The sequence below is a fragment of the Rhodococcus sp. ACT016 genome (assembly GCF_050477185.1).
Classification (GTDB): Bacteria; Actinomycetota; Actinomycetes; order Mycobacteriales; family Mycobacteriaceae; genus Prescottella.
Window position 1 is genome coordinate 3,320,429 of record NZ_JBEAET010000001.1, and the last position, 18,218, is coordinate 3,338,646.

Sequence of the window (18,218 nt, forward strand, 5' to 3'; positions counted from 1 at the left end):
GAAGGGAAAGCTGAACATCACAACATGCAGGAAACGCAGTTCTCCACCTCAGTCCCCTCGAGGGCCATCTGACGCAGACGGATGTAGTACAGCGTCTTGATTCCCTTGCGCCACGCGTAGATCTGTGCGCGGTTGACGTCACGCGTGGAGGCGGTGTCCTTGAAGAACAGTGTCAGCGACAGACCTTGGTCGACGTGCTGCGTAGCCGCCGCGTAGGTGTCGATGATCTTCTCGTACCCGATCTCGTACGCGTCCTGGTAGTACTCCAGGTTGTCGTTGGTCAGGTAGGGCGCCGGGTAGTAGACGCGACCGATCTTGCCTTCCTTGCGGATCTCGATCTTCGCGGCCACCGGGTGAATCGAGCTGGTGGAGTTGTTGATGTACGAGATCGACCCGGTGGGCGGGACGGCCTGCAGGTTCTGGTTGTAGATGCCGTACTTCTGCACCGAGGCCTTCAGCTCGCGCCAGTCGTCCTGCGTCGGGATGTGGATGTCGGCGTCCGCGAACAGCTGACGCACCCGCTCCGTCTTCGGCTCCCACACCTGGTCGGTGTACTTGTCGAAGTACTCGCCCGAGGCGTACTTGGACTCGGGGAAGCCCTTGAAGTGGGTGCCGCGCTCCTTCGCGATCTCGTTCGACGCGCGAACCGCGTGGAACACGACCGTGTAGAAGTAGATGTTCGTGAAGTCGACGCCCTCTTCGGAGCCGTAGTGGATCCGCTCGCGCGCGAGGTAGCCGTGCAGGTTCATCTGACCCAGGCCGATCGCGTGAGAGTCGTTGTTGCCCTGCTCGATCGACGGCACCGAGTAGATGTGCGTCTGGTCCGAGACCGCGGTCAGCGCACGGATCGACGTCTCGATGGTCTTCGCGAAGTCCGGCGAATCCATCGTCAGCGCGATGTTGAGCGAACCGAGGTTGCACGAGATGTCCTTGCCGACATGGCTGTAGGACAGATCGTCGTTGAAGTACGACGGCGTCGAGACCTGCAGGATCTCCGAGCACAGGTTCGAGTGGGTGATCTTGCCCTCGATCGGGTTCGCCCGGTTCACCGTGTCCTCGAACATGATGTACGGGTAGCCCGACTCGAACTGCAGCTCGGCGAGGGTCTGGAAGAACTCGCGCGCCTTGATCTTCGACTTGCGGATCCGCTTGTCGTCGACCATCTCGTGGTACTTCTCGGTGACGTTGATGTCCGCGAACGGCACGCCGTAGATGCGCTCGACGTCGTACGGCGAGAAGAGGTACATGTCCTCGTTCTTCTTCGCAAGCTCGAACGTGATGTCCGGGATCACGACGCCCAGCGACAACGTCTTGATGCGGATCTTCTCGTCCGCGTTCTCGCGCTTGGTGTCGAGGAAGCGGTAGATATCCGGGTGGTGCGCGTGCAGGTACACCGCGCCGGCACCCTGACGGGCACCGAGCTGGTTGGCGTACGAGAACGAGTCCTCGAGCAGCTTCATGATCGGGATGACGCCGGAGCTCTGGTTCTCGATCTTCTTGATCGGGGCGCCGTGCTCACGAACGTTGCTGAGCAGCAATGCAACTCCGCCGCCACGCTTGGACAGCTGCAGGGCCGAGTTGATCGAACGGCCGATCGACTCCATGTTGTCCTCGATGCGCAGCAGGAAGCACGACACGGGCTCGCCGCGCTGCTTCTTGCCGGAGTTGAGGAACGTCGGGGTCGCCGGCTGGAACCGTCCGGCGATGATCTCGTCGACCAGTTCGGTCGCGAGCGTCTCGTCGCCTGCGGCGAGGGTGAGCGCCACCATGCAGACACGGTCCTCGAAACGCTCGAGGTAGCGCTTACCGTCAAACGTCTTGAGGGTGTACGAGGTGTAGTACTTGAAGGCGCCGAGGAACGTCGGGAAGCGGAATTTCTTCGCGTAGGCCCGGTCGATCAGAGACTTGACGAAGTTGCGGGTGTACTGGTCGAGAACCTCACGCTCGTAGTAGTTCTCCTTCACCAGGTAATCGAGCTTCTCGTCTTGGTTGTGGAAGAAGACCGTGTTCTGGTTGACGTGCTGCAGGAAGTACTGATTGGCAGCCTCACGGTCCTTCTCGAACTGGATCTCGCCGTTGGGACCGTACAGGTTCAGCATCGCGTTGAGCGCGTGGTAGTCCAACTCGCCCGCCGACGCGTCAGGTTGTGCCGCAGCGCGCTCTACACTCCCAGCCGGGGCTGAATCTGTGATGGTCGGTGCCACTGTTCACTCTCCATGAATTGTGCGAGGCCCTCGCGCACGGCGACGACGTCCTCGGCTGTTCCCATTAGTTCGAAGCGGTACAGGTACGGGACCCGGCACTTCTGTGAAATCACGTTCCCGGCGTAGCAGTACGACTCGCCGAAGTTCGTGTTGCCGGCCAGCAATCACCCCTCGGATGAGGTCGCGATTGTGCTCGTTGTTGAGGAATCGGATGACCTGCTTGGGCACGTAGCTCGTGTCGCGCCCCGTCGCCGTCGTACCGCCCCCGTAGGTGGGGAGGATCATGACGTACGGTTCGTCGACCTCGAACAGGCCTTCGCGGTCATGTAGTGGAATGCGCGTAGCGGGGACACCGAGTCGTTCTACGAATCGGTGTGTGTTCTCCGACGCGCTGGAGAAGTACACCAGCGAAGCCATCGGCGTTCACCATTCACTCGTGTGGATCATCCCCGCGGCGCTGCCGCGTGGCGGCTTAGGCAGCGTTTGCGGTGAGGTCCTTGATGCGGTCCGGACGGAAGCCCGACCAGTGCTCGTCACCGGCCACCACGACGGGGGCCTGAAGGTATCCGAGGGCCATCACGTAGTCGCGAGCCTCAGGGTTCTCGGAGATGTCGACGATGTCGTATTCGAGACCGGCCTTGTCGAGGGCGCGGTAGGTGGCATTGCACTGAACGCAGGCGGGCTTGGTGTAGACGGTGATGCTCATATTGGTCCCTCTTTCCAACGGCCTGACGAGCTTGGGTCGTGCACTGTTCACGCCGAGGATGAGCCTCATCTCCAAGCCGGGATCCGTTTGGTTCCCGTTGTGCCCCCTCGGCTGTGTAGACACTACACCTTGTGGCCGACAGATACGCACAGCGCGAGATCTTGTGAGTGACACGCGTGGAATTCCCAGGTCGACCCCCTGCCGGAGAATCGATTCAGCCCGCCTTCGGCGTGTCGCGCGTCACATCCACGGCCGTGATTTCGGGCACATCGGACGGGCGCGAGATCGCGCGCACAAGCCGCGCCGCATGCAACCGACCAGCGGGTCCACTCAGGTTTCGAGCGCGCTATTCGACGGGCCGCCAGGGCGCCGGCGCCCGCTCCGTGGGACCGGGCTCCCGGCCCCGCTAACGACACGCCGGAGCGCGACACGCGGGGCCCCGAACGGAACCCGCACGACGACGCGTCGACGACCCCGTCCGGAAGATAACTGACCGATAACCGCCTGACCGTCGCGCGGCGCCGCCACCACCCCTCGCCCACCGCGGTCCGCGGCGGTGTTGCGGGCCACAGAAACGCCGAATGTCACATACGTTCAGTTGGACTGAACGCATGTGACATTCGGTCAGATGCGCGGGTGACCCGACGAATCAGGCGCTGACGAGCGCCTTGGAAGCCTCGACGAGGGCGACGACGACGCCGCCGACCTGCTGGGCGACCTCGGCGTTCTCACGCGGGTGCTGGTCGCCGAACTTCTGAATGGTGCCGCCGATGGACAGCTCGGCGTCGAGGACGTTTCCGCCGGCGATGCCGAGGGCCTTGCGAGCGTCGTCGTGGGCCCACTTGGCAGCGTTGGGGCTCGGCGAGGCGCTGATGACGGCGACCGGCTTGTCCTTGACGGCGCCGGCACCGTAGGGGCGCGAGATCCAGTCGATGGCGTTCTTCAGGACGGCGGGAACGGTGCCGTTGTACTCCGGGGTGACCAGGAGCAGGGCATCGGCCTCGGCGGCCGCGGCACGCAGCTCCTCGACACCGGCGATCGCAGCACCGGGGACGTCGATGTCCTCGTTGTAGAAGGGCAGGTCGCCCAGGCCCTCGAAGATCGTGAGCTCGACACCCTCGGGGGCAACGGCTGCGGCGGTCTCGGCGACCTGGCGGTTGACGGAGCCGGCACGGAGGCTGCCGACGAGAGTGAGGACGCGGGTGTCAGACATGACGGTTTCCTTCGGTGGTGCGGTGGTGGTTGACGCTGCAACAGGTATAGCAGCCTAAACGGACCGCGGTCCACTTGTATTCCCGCTGGGCTACGATGCCTGATGTGAACAGCCCGCTGATTCCGCTGGTGGACGCCGAGATCCCCGAGCGATGTGACGCTGCCCGCAATCGGAAGCTGCTCCTCGACGCGGCGGCCGCCCTCGTCGCCGAACGAGGCGTGGACGCGGTCACGATGGAAGCCGTCGCCGCGAAGGCCGGCGTTGGCAAGGGCACCGTGTTCCGGCGCTTCGGAAGCCGTTCGGGTCTGATGAACGCGCTGCTCGACCACACCGAGCGCGAGTTGCAGCAGGCATTCATGTTCGGTCCCCCGCCCCTCGGCCCGGGCGCCGACCCGATCGTCCGGCTGATCGCGTTCGGTCGCGCCCGCCTCGACATGGTCACCGTGCAGGGCGATGTGTTGCGCGCCGCCGAGGGCTCCCCCGAGGTCCGGTTCGCCGGCCCGGCCCGCGGCGTGAGCCTGCGTCACATCGTCATGCTGCTCACCGACGCCGGTGTCGACGGCGACGTCGAACTGCTCGGAATCGCACTGCTCGCCGCGCTGGAGGCCGGCCTGGTGCTGTACCAGATCCGCGAGCTCGGGATGTCGCATCAGCGCATCGCCGACGGCTGGGAGGACCTGGCGCGCAGGGTCACCGGTGCGGTACCCGCTTCCGGCTAGGGTGTGCCCATGCGCACGCTTCCGGTCGCTCTCGCCTTCCTGTGTGCCGCCACGCTCAGCGCGTGCGGCAGCACGGCCGACGGAGCCGACGCCGCAGACGTGACGGAGACACCGGCCGTGGCGGCCTCGCCCGCGGACGCGATGTGGGGCCGGACGTTCCTCTCGACCTCGGTGACAGGATCGACGATCCCGGGCGGCGGCCCGCTCGAGGTCGCGTTCCCGGAGCGGGACCACATCGCGATGAGCGCGGGCTGCAACCGGGGTGTGAGCAGCGTCGACCTCGCCGGCGGAACCGTGAAGACCGGTCCGATCGCGACCACCATGATGGCCTGCCCGGGCGACTCCGCCGGGGCGGACAAGTGGATGACGAGCCTCTTCGAGGCACAGCCGGCGTGGACGCTGGCCGAGGACATCCTGACGCTGTCGTCGGCGGACGTCACGGTGACCCTCGCCGACAAGAAGACCGCCGAGCCGGATCGCCCCGTCATCGGCACCACGTGGGTGGTCGAATCGTTGATGACGCCGGACGCCGTGGTGACGTCGACCGCACTCGAGGCCACGGCCCCGTCGCTGACGATCGGCCAGGACGGCCAGGCCACCGGCTCCACCGGATGCAACCGATTCAGTGGCCCGGTCCGGGTGGGTGACAGCACCATCACGTTCGGGAAGCTCGCGACCACCCGTGTCGCGTGCCCGGACGACGTCGCCGACGTCGAGCGGGCGGTGCTGCACGTCCTCGACGGCGAGGTGACCTACACCGTCGACGGACCCGTCATGAAGCTGACGCGGCCCGACGGCACCGGACTGCAACTGCGAGGGACCTGACCCGCCGCTAGAGCGCGTCGCGAAGCCAGTCGGCAAGAACCCGGGCGCTGGCGTCCACCTGGGTGGGCCAATCCATCGCCGAGTCGTCGGCATGGTCGCTGACGTGCTTGACCAGTCGGCACGGCGCACCCAGTTGCGCGCACGCGAACGCGATGGCGAAACCTTCCATGTCGACCAGATCGGCCCGGGCCGCGAGGGCATCGCGGACCTCGGCGTCGGAGATGAACGAGTCGCCGGTCGCCAGGACAGTGCCGTCACCGCCCTCGAGGTCGATCACGTCACGCACGGGATAGCCGAGCGAGCGCAGCACCTCGCTGCTGAAGTCGTGGTTGAGCACTGCCGACGGCACATACAGTCCACCGTGGTGCGCATGCAGGGCACCGGCGGTTCCGATGTTGACCACCAGCGGCAGACGCTCCGCCGGGTACTGCGCGAGTGCTCGGGTGACGGCCACCGCCGAGGCGACCTTGCCGATGCCGGTGACGACCAGATCCAGACCGTCCGGCACGTGCGCCGCCTCCTCCCGTGTGGCACTCACCACGAGGACGCCGGTGTTGTTCATGAAAGGTCTCCCGAGTTCTGGTTCGGCGCCGATCGGACGCCGCAGTCGCATCCTGCCGTGACGGTTCACGGCTGCGCGCACCCGACGCTACAGTTCTGCCATGGCGATTCCACGTGCACAGATCATCGAGGAACTCGGCGTCCAGGCGACGATCGATCCCGCCACCGAGATCCGTAAGCGCGTGCAGTTCCTCGCGGACTACCTCCGGTCCACGCCCGCACGCGGATTCGTGCTCGGGATCAGCGGCGGGCAGGACAGCACATTGGCCGGACGCCTGACGCAGCTGGCGGCCGAGAAGCTGCGGGCCGAGGGGCACACCGCCGAATTCGTCACGGTGCGGCTGCCGTACGGAACGCAGTTCGACGAGGACGACGCGCAGGTGGCGCTGAAGTTCATCGCGCCGGACCGGTCGCTGACCGTCAACGTCAAGCCGGGCGCGGACGCGACGATCGCCGAGGCGTCGCAGGCGATGCACAACCTCCTCGACGACGGCGACATACTGCGAGACTTCGTGCGCGGCAACATCAAAGCCCGTGAACGGATGATGATCCAGTACGCGATCGCCGGCGAACTCGGCTACCTCGTCGTGGGCACCGACCACGCGGCCGAGGCGCTCACCGGGTTCTTCACCAAGTTCGGCGACGGCGGCGTGGACGTCACGCCACTGACCGGGCTCACGAAGCGTCAGGGCGCGGCGCTGCTGCAGGAGTTGGGCGCGCCGGACAGCACGTGGCAGAAGGTGCCGACGGCGGATCTCGAAGACGACCGGCCGTCGCTTCCGGACGAGGTGGCGCTCGGAGTGACGTACCGGCAGATCGACGACTACCTCGAGGGCAAGGATGTCACGAGCGACGTCGAAGACAAGCTCGAGGCGATGTATCGCAACACCCGGCACAAGCGCACGGTGCCGGTGACCCCGCTCGACACGTGGTGGCGCGAGTAACGACCAGTTCCATACCGGAGGGGGCACGCTGTGACGACGTATCTGGTGGCCGGCGGGACCGGAGTCGCGGGCCGGGCCGTGGTGACCGAGTTGCTCCGGCGCGGTCAGACCGTGCGGGTGCTGAGCCGGCGCGGCGGATCGCCGGGCGGTGGCGTCGAGCACGCCTCGGGCGACCTGGTGAGCGGCGTGGGCCTCGCCGCCGCGCTGGAGGGCGTGGACGTCGTCATCGACACGACCGACGGCAAGACCCGAAGCACCCGTGACGTTCTCACCACGGGCGCGGCGAACCTGCTGTCGGCGGCCGCGACCGCGGGCGTCTCGCGCGCCGTGCTGCTGTCCATCGTCAACGTCGACCGCGGACAGTTCGCGTACTACCGGGCCAAGACCCGGCAGGAACAGCACTACCGGGACGCGACGCTGCCCACGCACGTCGTGCGTGCGACCCAGTTCCACGAGTTCGTTCCCATGATCTGCGCGCCGGCCGCCCGGATCGGACTGATTCCGGCGTTCACCCACACGCGGTTCCAGCCGATCGACACCTCCGACGTGGCCCGCGCACTCGTCGATGCCGCCACACAGGAGCGGCCGTCGGACGAACCGACGGTGGTGGGCGGACCCGAGGTGCTCACGATGCGCGAAATGGCGACCGCGTGGCAGGCCGCGACCGGAACGCGCGGCCGGGTGACGAACATCCGCATGCCCGGCAACATGGGCGCGTTCTGGCGCAACGGATGGAACCTGGTGCCCGACAACACGTTCGGCACGGTCACCTTCGAGCAGTGGCTGGCGACGCGGTAGCGCCTCTCAGCCGCCCGCGAACGGGGGCAGCACGTCCACCTGTGCGCCGACCGGCCGGGTGAGGTCGCGCGTGAGTTCGGAGTCGATCAGGTAGGCCGCGACGCCGAGGATCTTCCCCATGCGTTCGCCGTAGCGGTCGATCAGCGCCGTCCGCAGGTCGGCGAGATCTGCACCGGCAGGCAACGACAGCGTCTCCTCCGCCCGGTCCGCGGCCTCGGCCGCCGCCGCGAAGTACCGCACCTCGACGGTGCGCACCGAATCCTGCACCGAACCCGGCATCTCCGAGGTCTCAGCCACCGATCGCTCCCATACTGCGTTGCGGAGGAACGAAACCCGCCGCGTTGATGCCGTGACCGGCCCACTTGTTCCACATCGCGGCCCGCCAGAGCTGCGCGAGTTCCTCGTCGTCGGCGCCGCCCCGCAGCGCCGCACGCAGATCCACCTCGCGGTCGCTGAAGAGGCACGACCGGACGGTCCCCTCCGCGGTGAGTCGCGTGCGGTCGCAGTCCGCGCAGAACGAGCGGGTCACCGACGCGATGATCCCCACCGTCGCGGGACCACCGTTCACCAGCCACTCCTCGGCGGGCGCGGACGGATCCTCGCGCCCCACCTCGCGCAGGTCGAAACGCGCGCCGAGCACGTCGAGCAGGGTCTGCGCGTCCACCATCCGCTCGCGGGCCCACTCGTGGTCGGCGTCGAGCGGCATCTGTTCGATGAACCGCAGCGCACAACCCGAATCGAGGCACCACTGCAGCAGATCGGCTGCTCCGTCCAGTGTCTCCGCCATGAGCACGGCATTGATCTTCAGTGGCGCGAGCCCGGCAGCCTGCGCGGCGCGGATCCCGGCGAGCACCGAGTCCAGGCGGTCGCGGCGGGTGAGTTCGGCGAAGTGGCGCCGGTCGACGGTGTCCAGCGAGACGTTGATCCGGGACAGCCCGGCGCGGGCGAGGGCGTCGGCGCGGTGTTCGAGGCCGACCGCGTTGCTGGTCATCGACAGCGGGATCCCCGGGACGGCGGCGGTACATCCGGCGACGATGGTCTCGAGGTCGCGGCGCATCAGCGGCTCGCCGCCGGTGAACCGCACCTCCCGGACGCCCAGCCGGTGCACGGCGATGCCGACCAGTCGGACGATCTCGTCGGCGGTCAGCAACTGCTGCGACGGAATGGCCGGCAACCCCTCGGCCGGCATGCAGTACGTGCAACGCAGCGAGCACTTCTCGGTGATCGAGACCCGCAGATCGCGCGCGATCCGCCCGAACCCGTCCACCAGTTCGGGGACGTCGGGGCGTCCCTCCGTCGACGGCGCCGCACCGGCCGAGGCGGACCGCACGGTGGGAATGCCCACGTCCACCGCGGTACGCGCTCGTGTCGCCGTCGTCATGCCACCAGTATGCCGCCGTCCGGACTCCCGAGTGCGCCGAAGATGCCTAGGATTGACACTCATGGCACAGGCGCAGCGGCACTCAGGCCACACAGGTGCGGCGCGATCCGTCGAGGACCACGCCGCCGAGGTGACCGAACTGCTCGGCCCGCTCCTGACCCGCCCCTCCGAGACCGTCCGGCTCGACGACGCGCTGGGCCGGGTCCTGTCGTACGACGTGTCCTCCCCCGTCGATCTGCCGCTGTTCCGGAACTCGCAGATGGACGGATTCGCAGTCGATGCCGCATCGGTCGCGAACGTCCCGGCGACCCTGCCGATCGCGGCGACCGTGCCCGCCGGGCCGGCCGAGCCGGCTCCGCACGTGCCGGCGACCGCGGTGCGGATCATGACCGGCGCGGTGATGCCCGAGGGTGCCGATGCCGTTGTGCCCGTGGAGGACACGGAGGTGTCGGACGGAAAGGTCACGGTGCAGCGGTCGCGCGGCGTCGGCGACTTCGTCCGCGAACGCGGCAGCGACGTGCGCACGGGCATGCTCCTGTTGCCCGCCGGCACCCTGCTCGAACCCCGCCACCTGGGGGTGCTCGCGGCCGTCGGCCTGAGTTCGGTGGCGGTGCGGACGCGGCCCCGCGTCGCGGTCATCACGACGGGCGCCGAACTCGTCGACACCGGCACCACCCCGGGGCCCGGCCAGATCTACGACTCCAACGGCGTCGCGCTCGCGGCGAGCCTGCGGGCCGACGGCGCCGAGGTCGCGGTCGTCGACCGCAGCACCGACGAACCGGACGCCTTCCGCGCGACGCTGCGTCGCGCGATCGCCCGTACAGAGCTCGTGATCACCTCCGGCGGGGTGTCCATGGGCGACTACGAGGTGGTCAAGGACGTGCTCGCCGAGCTGGGCGCGCGATTCGGTCCGGTCGCGATGCAGCCGGGCGGGCCTCAGGGGCTGGCGCTGGTCGACGAGACCCCGGTCCTGACGTTCCCGGGAAACCCGGTCAGCACGATGGTCTCGTTCGAGGTGTTCCTGCGTCCGCTGCTGCGTCGGGCGGCGGGGCTGCCGCCGATCGACCGCGCGGACGCGGTCCTCGACCACGACCTGACGTCGGTGCCGGGCAAGCGCCAGTTCCTGCGCGGCCGGCGCACCGACTCCGGGGTCGAAGTGGTCTCCGGCCCGGGCTCGCACCTCGTCGCGGCGCTCGCGTGGGCCGATGTTCTGATCGATGTTCCCGCCGATGTGACCACCCTGGCGGCGGGCGAGCGAGTGAAGGTATGGCCCCTGTAGTGACCGAGCAGAACACGAGCGAACTGAGCCACCTCGACAGCGAGGGCCGCGCCCGGATGGTCGACGTGAGCGCGAAGGCGGACACCACGCGGGTGGCGCTGGCCGCCGGCGAACTGGTGACCACCCCGGAGGTGGTGGCGTTGGTGCGCGCCGACGACATGCCCAAGGCCGACGTGCTGGCGACCGCCCGGATCGCCGGCATCGCCGGGGCGAAGAAGACATCCGAGCTGATCCCGCTGTGCCACCAACTGTCGCTGTCGTCGGTCAAGGTCGAGTTCGGGTTCACCGAATCGTCGATCACGATCGAGGCGACGGCGAAGACCAAGGGGCCCACCGGCGTCGAGATGGAGGCACTGACCGCCGTCGCGGTGGCGGGGCTGACCCTGCACGACATGGTCAAGGCAGTCGACCCGGCCGCGACGCTCGACGGCGTCCGACTGCTCACCAAGGAGGGCGGCAAGCGCGGTCGGTGGCAACGTGACGAGGCATCGCCCGCCGCGGCACCGGAGACCGTCGGATCCGAGGTGCGCCCCGGATCGGCGACCGTCGTGGTCGCGTCGACCGGAGGCGCCCGCGGCACCCGCCCGGACACCACCGGCCCGGCGATCACCGAGTGGCTCTCCGCCCGCGGCCACGCCGTCCGCGGGCCGCTGGTGTACGCCGACGCCGACATCGCGGCCGGGCTCGCCGATGCCCTCTCCGACGGCCCCGCCCTGGTGATCACGACAGGCGGAACGGGCGCCTCCCCCACCGACGCGACCCCGGAGGCGACGCTGGCCGTGCTCGACCGGGAGCTCCCCGGGATCGCCGAGGAGATGCGCCGACGCGGGACGAAGGTGACCCCGCACGCGTCGCTCAGTCGCGGCGTGGTGGGGCTGTCGGGCCGCACGCTGATCGTGAACCTGCCGGGCTCGCCCGGCGGGGTGAAGGACGGGCTGTCGGTGCTCGATCCGGTCCTCGAACACCTGCTCGCGCAGATCGCCGGCGGAGGTGCCCACAGTGCGTGAACTGCTGGCCCGCATCTCGGCCGACCCCCTCGACCCCGCGGCGGTCGATGCCGCCGTGTCCGGGCCCGAGCACGGAGCCGTGGTGGTGTTCACCGGGGTCGTCCGCGACCACGACGGCGGCCGGTCGGTGTCGGCGCTCGAGTACCAGGCCCACCCGGACGCCGAACGGTTCCTGCGCCGGTGCTGCGAGCAGGTGTCCGAACGAAGCGGGCTGCCCGTCGCGGCCGTGCATCGCGTGGGCCTTCTCACGATCGGCGACCTGGCGCTGGTCGCGGCCGTGGCCGCGCCGCACCGTGCCGAGGCGTTCGCTGCATGCGCCGAACTGGTGGAACGGATCAAGGCCGAGGTGCCGATCTGGAAGCGGCAACGGTTCACGACCGGGGTCTCGGAATGGGTGGGGCTCTAGCCGACCGGTATGGTGGCAGGAACTGGACGTCCCGCGAGGGGCGTCCAGCGTCGTAGAACGCTTCATGTCTCGAGCAGGTCTTGCGGCGCTCGATCTTGCCCACCGGCAATGTCGCCACCTTGTGCAAGCCCCTGACCCGGGACTCCTCCGGCCGCGGGCATGCATGATTGCCCGAAAGGCACCGAGAAACTTGTCCACCAGCGTCACCTCCCCGTCCGGCGAGCCCGCCTCCTTCGCATCCCTGGGCGTTCCCGCGCCGATCGTCGCGGCACTGGCCGACGGTGGCATCACCTCACCGTTCCCCATCCAGGTCGACACCCTGCCCGACACCCTGGCGGGCCGGGACGTCCTCGGCCGCGGCAAGACCGGCAGCGGCAAGACCCTCGCCTTCTCGATTCCCCTCGCGGCCCGCCTGGCCGGCGGCAAGCGGCGCCCGCGGAAGCCCCGCGGGCTGGTCCTCTCCCCCACCCGGGAACTGGCGACGCAGATCACCGCGACCCTCGAACCCCTCGCGAAGGCCCACGGCCTGCGGGTGACCACGATCTTCGGCGGCGTCTCGCAGCACCGGCAGGTGAACGCGCTCGAGGCCGGCGTCGACATCGTCGTCGCCTGCCCGGGGCGGCTGGAGGACCTGATGAAGCAGGGCTTCGTCACACTCGACGACGTCGAGATCACGATCCTCGACGAGGCCGACCACATGGCCGATCTCGGCTTCCTGCCCGGTGTCACGCGCATCCTCACGGCCACCCCGAAGGGCGGTCAACGACTGCTGTTCTCGGCGACGCTGGACAACGGCGTCGACAAGCTGGTCAAGCGCTTCCTGCAGAACGAGGTGCTGCACTCGGTCGACGAGGCGAACTCGCCGGTCGCCGCGATGACGCACCACGTGTTCGACGTGACCGGCGTCGACGTCAAGAAGGCCCTCGTCCACAAGCTCGCGTCCGGCCAGGGCCGACGGATCCTGTTCATGCGCACCAAGCACCAGGCGCGCAAGCTCGCCCGCCAGCTCACCGAGGCCGGAATCCCGTCGGTGGATCTGCACGGCAACCTCTCGCAGAACGCGCGCGACCGGAACCTGGCCGCATTCTCGGAGGGTTCGGCGCGCGTGCTGGTCGCCACCGACGTCGCGGCGCGTGGCGTCCACGTCGACGAGGTCGAACTAGTCGTGCACGTCGATCCGCCCGCCGAACACAAGGCGTACCTGCACCGGTCGGGTCGCACCGCGCGGGCCGGCAGCGCCGGTGACGTCGTGACGATCGTGCTGCCGGACCAGCGCAAGGACCTGTCGGTGCTGATGCGCAAGGCCTCGATCAAGGTCACCCCCGTCCAGGTGACCGCCGAGTCCGAGCACGTGCTCGAGCTGGTCGGCGATCCGGCGCCGCACGTGCCGCCGGCCCCGAAGACCGAGAAGCAGCAGGCCGGCGGCGGGCAGCGTCCGGGTCGCCGCGGCGGCGGGCAAGGTGGGCAGGCGCAGCGTCAGGGGCAGGCCCGCGGTCGTGGTCCGCGCCCCGAGGGCGCGGGTGCCGCGGCCGGTGGCGGTCGCCGCCGCTCGGGTGGACGCCCGGGTTCGGCCGGCGGCAATGGGACCGGGTCCGGCGGATCGACGGGCGGTGGCTCACGCCGCCGCCGCGGCTGAGGCTCCCCCTTCACACCGGCGCCAGGCCCTGGACCCCTGGCGCCGGACGGCGGTCACGCTGTGTCAGTGCATCCGCTCCTGATACAGCCGATCGATCAGGGCATGCGCGAAGCCCTGCGGTAGTTCCTCCGTCTCGAAGAGCAGCCGGTAGACGATCGGTGCGACGACCACGTCGAGGATGTCGTCTGCCGCGGGCGTGAACTCGCCCCGGTCCCGACCCCGGGAGAGGATGATCTCGAGGCGTTCGCGCGTGTACTGGCCTCCGCGGAATCCGCTCTGACAGTCCGGGCCCCCTGAGACCATGTCGCGCAAGAACTCTCGGCCAGTCGCCGACCCTGTCTCCTCGGCGTACTGAGCCGCCCACGCGGTCAGGTCTCCCTGCACCGAGCCGGTGTCCGGTGGCCCTTCCGGGCGCAGTCGTGCGACCGCCACATCCGCGAGCAGCTGGTTCAAGTCGCCCCATCGCCGATAGATCGTCGACGGCGCTACCCCCGCCAGCTCCGCGATCCGGGGCACCGTGATGTCCCCCCGATAGTGCTCCGCCTGAAGCGTGCGCACGGCGGCATGTACTGCCGTTTGGATGCGGACGGCTCGTCCGCCCGGGCGTGGATTGGGAGTCGCTGCCACCACACCACCCTAACGCAAAGATTTTGCAGTAGGGACTCGCCGGAAGTACCGTTTCCGCAGTTTCGCAAAATCTTCGCGTTAATGGATCCGGCTGGCCTGCTCGAACGGGCCGGCATCGAGTGTCCGGAAGGGAATGGGACGCCTTGACGTCGACTCCGACCGCGCCACGTCGGCGCCGCAGCGCACTGACACCCCGAGTCGCATTCTGGCTGCAGGCGTCGGTCTTGGCCGTCGTCATGGGAGGGTCGAGCGCACCGACCCCTCTCTATCCCGTCTATCAGGCGATGTGGGGTTTCTCCCCGATCACCCTGACGGTTGCGTTCGCCGTGTACGCGCTCGCGTTGTTGGCGGCTCTTCTGACAGTCGGGGCGCTGTCAGACCACCTCGGACGTCGGCCGGTGCTGCTCGCAGCCCTGCTGGTCGAGGTGGTCGCAATGGTCGTCTTCGCCGTGGCCGACAGTGCGACTGCGCTGATCGCCGCACGTGTCGTTCAGGGACTGGCGACGGGCGCGGCCCTGGGGTCGCTCGGCGCCTATCTCATCGAGCTCGAACCCCGAAACCGACCGGGGCTGGGCACAGTGATCAACAGCGCCGGCCCGATTCTGGGCCTGGCCGTCGGCGCCGTGGCCTCCAGCATCATCATCACAATCGCACCGGGTTCGATACACGCGGTCTATGTCGTGATCCTCGGGCTCCTCGTCTTGCAGATCGTCGGCACCGCGATCACCCCGGAGACGGTCCGCCCGGCGCCCGGTGCGCTCGCATCGCTGCGTCCTCGTGTGCACTTGCCGCAGTCGGCCCGCCGCGCAGCGATGTGGGTCCTGCCCGCGGCCGTCAGCACCTGGGCGCTCGGCGGACTGATCCTCTCCCTCGGCCCGATCGTCGTGCGATCGATGGCGGGTTCGGGTTCGGCGATGCTGGGCGGGCTCATCGTCGCCGCCCTGGCGGGCACCGGCGGGGTCGCGGTCCTCCTCGTCGGCTCGTGGGCGCCCCGCAGGCTGCTCACCCTCGGGATGGTCACTTTGCTGATCGGCATGGCCACGACCATGATTGCCGTCGGCGTCGGTTCGTTGCCGCTGTACTTCGCGGCCACCGTGGTCGCCGGCGTCGGTTTCGGCGCCGGCTTCCTCGGCGTGCTGCGCACCCTGATGCCGCTTGCCGCCGCCCACGAAAGGGCGGGATTACTCTCGGCCATCTACGTCGTCAGCTATCTCGCGATGAGCGTGCCCGCTGTCGTCGCCGGCCGACTCGTCACCGTTGTCGGACTGAATTCCACGCTGCTCGGCTACGCGGCGGCGATCATGGTCCTGGTTGTCTTCGTCCTGGCCGGGCTTCTGCGCACGCCGCGGTCCGCCGCTGACCGAGGTCTGTCCAGCGACAAGATTCGTCGGTCCACCCCGAATCACGTTCCGGCTCCGCGGCGAGCGGATACTGGAAGCGCCGACATCAACATTCGGGACGGCACCGACGCCATCGAACTACGCCCCCTCGGCCGTGGCCCGATGGATACCGACCGGATCACCGCCCCCGGAACGGAGTGACGCGATGGCCCCGAACATCAGGATCGAAGCGGTCGTCGACCACGAATATCGCGTCCACATCGACGACCGTGGGGACTCCGTCGAGTCCGAGATCATCGTCCACCCCGACGTCCTCGCCGATCTCGGATTCACGCCCGCCGACGAACAACTGGTCGTGCACCACACGGCGGCCTTCCTTGCCGAACACCAGCCCGTCGTCGACTTCCCCACGCTCGTCTACCTCGACGAAGTCGCCGCCGCCTACCGCGACTACCCCGAACAACTCCGCCTCCGGTTCGATCGACGAGACGGTCACGAGGGGTAGGTGCTTCTGTCAGAAGCGCTCCCAGTGGATCGCGTCGGCCAGGTTCCGACGGTTCCGCCAGCCGAAGCGCTCGAGATCGGGAACCTCCTGGAACTTGTCGACTTTGCCGACGCACAGCCACGCGATCGGCCGCACCGGCGCCGGGATACCGAGCAGCTCGGTGAGGTACTCCTCCTCGTAGAACGACACCCAGCCGACGCCGATGTTCTCGGCCGCCGCGGCGAGCCACAGGTTCTGGATCGCGAGTACGGCCGAGAACAGTCCGGTGTCGTCGATCGTGTGCCGGCCGAGGATGTTCTGGCCGCCGCGCGACGGGTCGTAGGTGACGACGATGCCCGTGCCGCTCTCGCGAATTCCCTCGATCTTGATGGGGTCGAACGTCTTCCGGCGATCCTCGGGTAGCGAGTCGGCGAATGCCTTGCGGCGCCCGGCCACGTGCTGGGCGAACGCGTCGAGGGTGTCGGGGTTGCGCACGACGATGAAGTCCCACGGCTGGGTGTTGCCGACGCTCGGCGCCGCGTGCGCCGCGCCGAGCACACGCTCCAGGGTGCCGTCCGGGATCAGTTCGCCGCTGAACTCGGCGCGGACGTCACGGCGTCGGCGGATGGCTTCGTACACGGAAACGAGAGATTCGGTCACCACTCCACGGTAGCCGCCGGGGATCGGCGGCCTGCAGGGATCCGATCAGGCGTCGACGGTGTAGCGGTGCACGCCCATCATCGTGTCGGACTCGAGGCCCTCCGCCTCGGGCTCGGCGCACGCTTCGAGCAACGCGTCGATCGACTCGGGGTCCAGGTCGGTGCCGATGACGACGAGTTCCGTGCGACGGCCCTCGCCCGGATTCCACTTCTGCGGATGGAACGCGATGTGGTCGCCCACCACCTGCAGCAGATACTTCTGCTGGTGCCCACGGACACCGAAGTACACGTACCCCTTGATCCGGTAGATACCGGCGGGCTGCTTCTCCAGGAACCGGACGAGCCGGCGCGGGTGCATCGGCAGCTCCGACGTGAACGTCATGCTCTGGTACATCGTGTGGAAGTGGTCGTCGTGGTCCCCGCCACACTCCGTACACGTGTCGTCGGCCACCGCGAACAGCTCGTCGAACGTCAACTGCTCACCGGGCTGCGCTTCACGCCGCGGCGTCCGGTCGAACAGCAGCCCCGGATCGACCCGCCCCTGCACCGTCGAGACCACCGCGGCTCGGGGATTGATCCGGCAGACGTCGCTCAGGAGGGTGTCGTGGTCGTCCTCACCGATGCGGTCGGTCTTGTTCAGCACCACCAGGTCCGCGATCGCGATGTGCTGGTCGAGTTCGGGATGGCGTTGCCGACTGGCCTGGTACTCGGCGCCGTCGACCAGCATGACCAGCCCGCCGTAGGTGATGTACTGGTTCTCGCTGCCGAGGACGAGCCGAATCATGTTGCGCGGCTCCGCGAGCCCACTCGCCTCGACGACGATGACGTCGATCTCCGACGTCCGGTGCGCGAGCCGGTTCAGCATGTCGTCCATGTCGCTGACGTCGACTGCGCAGCACATGCACCCGTTGCTGAGCGCCATCATCGAGTCGACCTGGCCGGCGACCATCATCGAGTCGATGTTCACCGAACCGAAGTCGTTGACGATCACACCGATACGGGTGCCCCCGTTGTTGCGCAGCAGGTAGTTGAGCAGGGTCGTCTTCCCGGAACCGAGGAACCCGGCAACCACCACGACGGGGATCGACCGCGGACTCCGCTTCTTCGCCACCCCGACCTCCGTACCGCCGACAACACCGACCGGCAATCGTACTAGGTTCGCGCCTCGGACATTTCGGGCGATTTCTCCGGTTCGAAACCGGCATGCAAGAATGCCCCGGTCAGGTGATGACGAACGAGGAAGCCGGTGCGAAACCGGCGCGGTCCCGCCACTGTAATCGGGGAGCGACCCTCCACCCAGCCACGGCTCACACGCCGGAAGGCCGGGGGGAAGCGACGATCCGAGAGCCAGGAGACTCCCGTCATCGCAACCTCCTATTCGGGGCGGATTTCCCCGAGAGAGGTGGCCAGTCCACCATGCTGTTCGCTG

Annotated in this window: 19 protein-coding genes, 1 pseudogene and 1 riboswitch; of the genes and pseudogenes, 10 read left to right on the plus strand and 10 right to left on the minus strand. The window is 68.4% G+C overall.

The window, feature by feature from the left end:
• Positions 1–17 precede the first annotated feature (17 nt).
• The 4 genes and pseudogenes from nrdE to ACQ5DX_RS15250 form a co-directional block, all read right to left on the minus strand.
• Positions 18–2,204, minus strand: a complete 2,187-nt coding sequence (gene nrdE, locus ACQ5DX_RS15235) for a class 1b ribonucleoside-diphosphate reductase subunit alpha (protein WP_430333397.1) — start codon at positions 2,202–2,204, stop codon at positions 18–20.
• Positions 2,162–2,621: pseudogene (gene nrdI, locus ACQ5DX_RS15240) on the minus strand (class Ib ribonucleoside-diphosphate reductase assembly flavoprotein NrdI). Before nrdI ends, nrdE begins: the two are co-directional and overlap by 43 nt.
• Before the next feature lie 55 nt (positions 2,622–2,676).
• Positions 2,677–2,910, minus strand: a complete 234-nt coding sequence (locus tag ACQ5DX_RS15245; RefSeq protein WP_430333398.1) for a redoxin NrdH — start codon at positions 2,908–2,910, stop codon at positions 2,677–2,679.
• A gap of 649 nt (positions 2,911–3,559) precedes the next feature.
• Positions 3,560–4,123 carry an NADPH-dependent FMN reductase gene (locus tag ACQ5DX_RS15250; protein WP_430333399.1) on the minus strand — a complete coding sequence of 188 codons (564 nt, stop codon included), beginning with the start codon at positions 4,121–4,123 and terminating at the stop codon, positions 3,560–3,562.
• 95 nt (positions 4,124–4,218) lie between these two features.
• Here ACQ5DX_RS15250 and ACQ5DX_RS15255 point away from each other — a divergent pair, with 95 nt between their 5' ends.
• Both ACQ5DX_RS15255 and ACQ5DX_RS15260 read left to right on the plus strand, forming a co-directional pair.
• Positions 4,219–4,842 (plus strand): TetR/AcrR family transcriptional regulator, encoded by a 624-nt coding sequence (locus ACQ5DX_RS15255; RefSeq protein WP_430333400.1) that lies wholly within the window; start codon positions 4,219–4,221, stop codon positions 4,840–4,842.
• A gap of 9 nt (positions 4,843–4,851) precedes the next feature.
• Positions 4,852–5,667 carry an META domain-containing protein gene (locus ACQ5DX_RS15260; RefSeq protein WP_430333401.1) on the plus strand — a complete coding sequence of 272 codons (816 nt, stop codon included), beginning with the start codon at positions 4,852–4,854 and terminating at the stop codon, positions 5,665–5,667.
• Between the two features lie 7 nt (positions 5,668–5,674).
• Here ACQ5DX_RS15260 and ACQ5DX_RS15265 read toward each other — a convergent pair whose 3' ends face one another.
• A complete protein-coding gene (locus ACQ5DX_RS15265; protein ID WP_430333402.1) occupies positions 5,675–6,229 on the minus strand; it encodes a nucleosidase in 555 nt (184 codons plus the stop codon).
• A gap of 100 nt (positions 6,230–6,329) precedes the next feature.
• Here ACQ5DX_RS15265 and nadE point away from each other — a divergent pair, with 100 nt between their 5' ends.
• Together nadE and ACQ5DX_RS15275 are read left to right on the plus strand one after the other, a co-directional pair.
• Positions 6,330–7,172 (plus strand): ammonia-dependent NAD(+) synthetase, encoded by an 843-nt coding sequence (nadE, locus tag ACQ5DX_RS15270; RefSeq protein WP_430333403.1) that lies wholly within the window; start codon positions 6,330–6,332, stop codon positions 7,170–7,172.
• A 30-nt stretch (positions 7,173–7,202) separates the two neighbouring features.
• Entirely contained in the window at positions 7,203–7,970 is a 768-nt protein-coding gene (locus tag ACQ5DX_RS15275; protein ID WP_430333404.1) for an SDR family oxidoreductase, read from the plus strand.
• A 6-nt stretch (positions 7,971–7,976) separates the two neighbouring features.
• On the opposite strand, the gene ACQ5DX_RS15280 is transcribed toward ACQ5DX_RS15275, so the two are convergent.
• Entirely contained in the window at positions 7,977–8,249 is a 273-nt protein-coding gene (locus ACQ5DX_RS15280; RefSeq protein ID WP_430335684.1) for a MoaD/ThiS family protein, read from the minus strand.
• A 10-nt stretch (positions 8,250–8,259) separates the two neighbouring features.
• On the minus strand, positions 8,260–9,351 hold the full coding sequence (gene moaA / locus ACQ5DX_RS15285; RefSeq protein WP_430333405.1) for a GTP 3',8-cyclase MoaA: 1,092 nt from the start codon (positions 9,349–9,351) through the stop codon (positions 8,260–8,262).
• Positions 9,352–9,412: 61 nt separating this feature from the next.
• Between moaA and ACQ5DX_RS15290 the strand changes: the two genes are divergently transcribed.
• From ACQ5DX_RS15290 to ACQ5DX_RS15305, 4 genes are all read left to right on the plus strand, one after another.
• Positions 9,413–10,630, plus strand: coding sequence for a molybdopterin molybdotransferase MoeA (locus ACQ5DX_RS15290; RefSeq protein ID WP_430333406.1), 1,218 nt, complete (start codon positions 9,413–9,415; stop codon positions 10,628–10,630).
• 56 nt (positions 10,631–10,686) lie between these two features.
• Positions 10,687–11,637 (plus strand): bifunctional molybdenum cofactor biosynthesis protein MoaC/MoaB, encoded by a 951-nt coding sequence (moaCB, locus tag ACQ5DX_RS15295; protein ID WP_430335685.1) that lies wholly within the window; start codon positions 10,687–10,689, stop codon positions 11,635–11,637.
• A complete protein-coding gene (locus tag ACQ5DX_RS15300) occupies positions 11,630–12,043 on the plus strand; it encodes a molybdenum cofactor biosynthesis protein MoaE (RefSeq protein WP_430333407.1) in 414 nt (137 codons plus the stop codon). Before moaCB ends, ACQ5DX_RS15300 begins: the two co-directional genes overlap by 8 nt.
• A gap of 64 nt (positions 12,044–12,107) precedes the next feature.
• Positions 12,108–13,679, plus strand: coding sequence for a DEAD/DEAH box helicase (locus ACQ5DX_RS15305; protein WP_430333408.1), 1,572 nt, complete (start codon positions 12,108–12,110; stop codon positions 13,677–13,679).
• A gap of 63 nt (positions 13,680–13,742) precedes the next feature.
• Here the strand turns inward: ACQ5DX_RS15305 and ACQ5DX_RS15310 are convergent, their stop codons facing one another.
• A complete protein-coding gene (locus ACQ5DX_RS15310) occupies positions 13,743–14,237 on the minus strand; it encodes a TetR/AcrR family transcriptional regulator C-terminal ligand-binding domain-containing protein (protein ID WP_430333409.1) in 495 nt (164 codons plus the stop codon).
• 212 nt (positions 14,238–14,449) lie between these two features.
• Between ACQ5DX_RS15310 and ACQ5DX_RS15315 the strand changes: the two genes are divergently transcribed.
• Complete coding sequence (locus ACQ5DX_RS15315) at positions 14,450–15,847, plus strand: MFS transporter (protein WP_430333410.1); 1,398 nt, start codon at positions 14,450–14,452, stop codon at positions 15,845–15,847.
• A 4-nt stretch (positions 15,848–15,851) separates the two neighbouring features.
• Complete coding sequence (locus ACQ5DX_RS15320; protein ID WP_430333411.1) at positions 15,852–16,151, plus strand: hypothetical protein; 300 nt, start codon at positions 15,852–15,854, stop codon at positions 16,149–16,151.
• Positions 16,152–16,160: 9 nt separating this feature from the next.
• Here the strand turns inward: ACQ5DX_RS15320 and bluB are convergent, their stop codons facing one another.
• Both bluB and ACQ5DX_RS15330 read right to left on the minus strand, forming a co-directional pair.
• Entirely contained in the window at positions 16,161–16,790 is a 630-nt protein-coding gene (bluB, locus tag ACQ5DX_RS15325; RefSeq protein ID WP_430333412.1) for a 5,6-dimethylbenzimidazole synthase, read from the minus strand.
• A gap of 45 nt (positions 16,791–16,835) precedes the next feature.
• A complete protein-coding gene (locus ACQ5DX_RS15330; RefSeq protein WP_430333413.1) occupies positions 16,836–17,900 on the minus strand; it encodes a CobW family GTP-binding protein in 1,065 nt (354 codons plus the stop codon).
• A 70-nt stretch (positions 17,901–17,970) separates the two neighbouring features.
• Positions 17,971–18,167, plus strand: a riboswitch (cobalamin riboswitch).
• Positions 18,168–18,218: the final 51 nt, after the last annotated feature.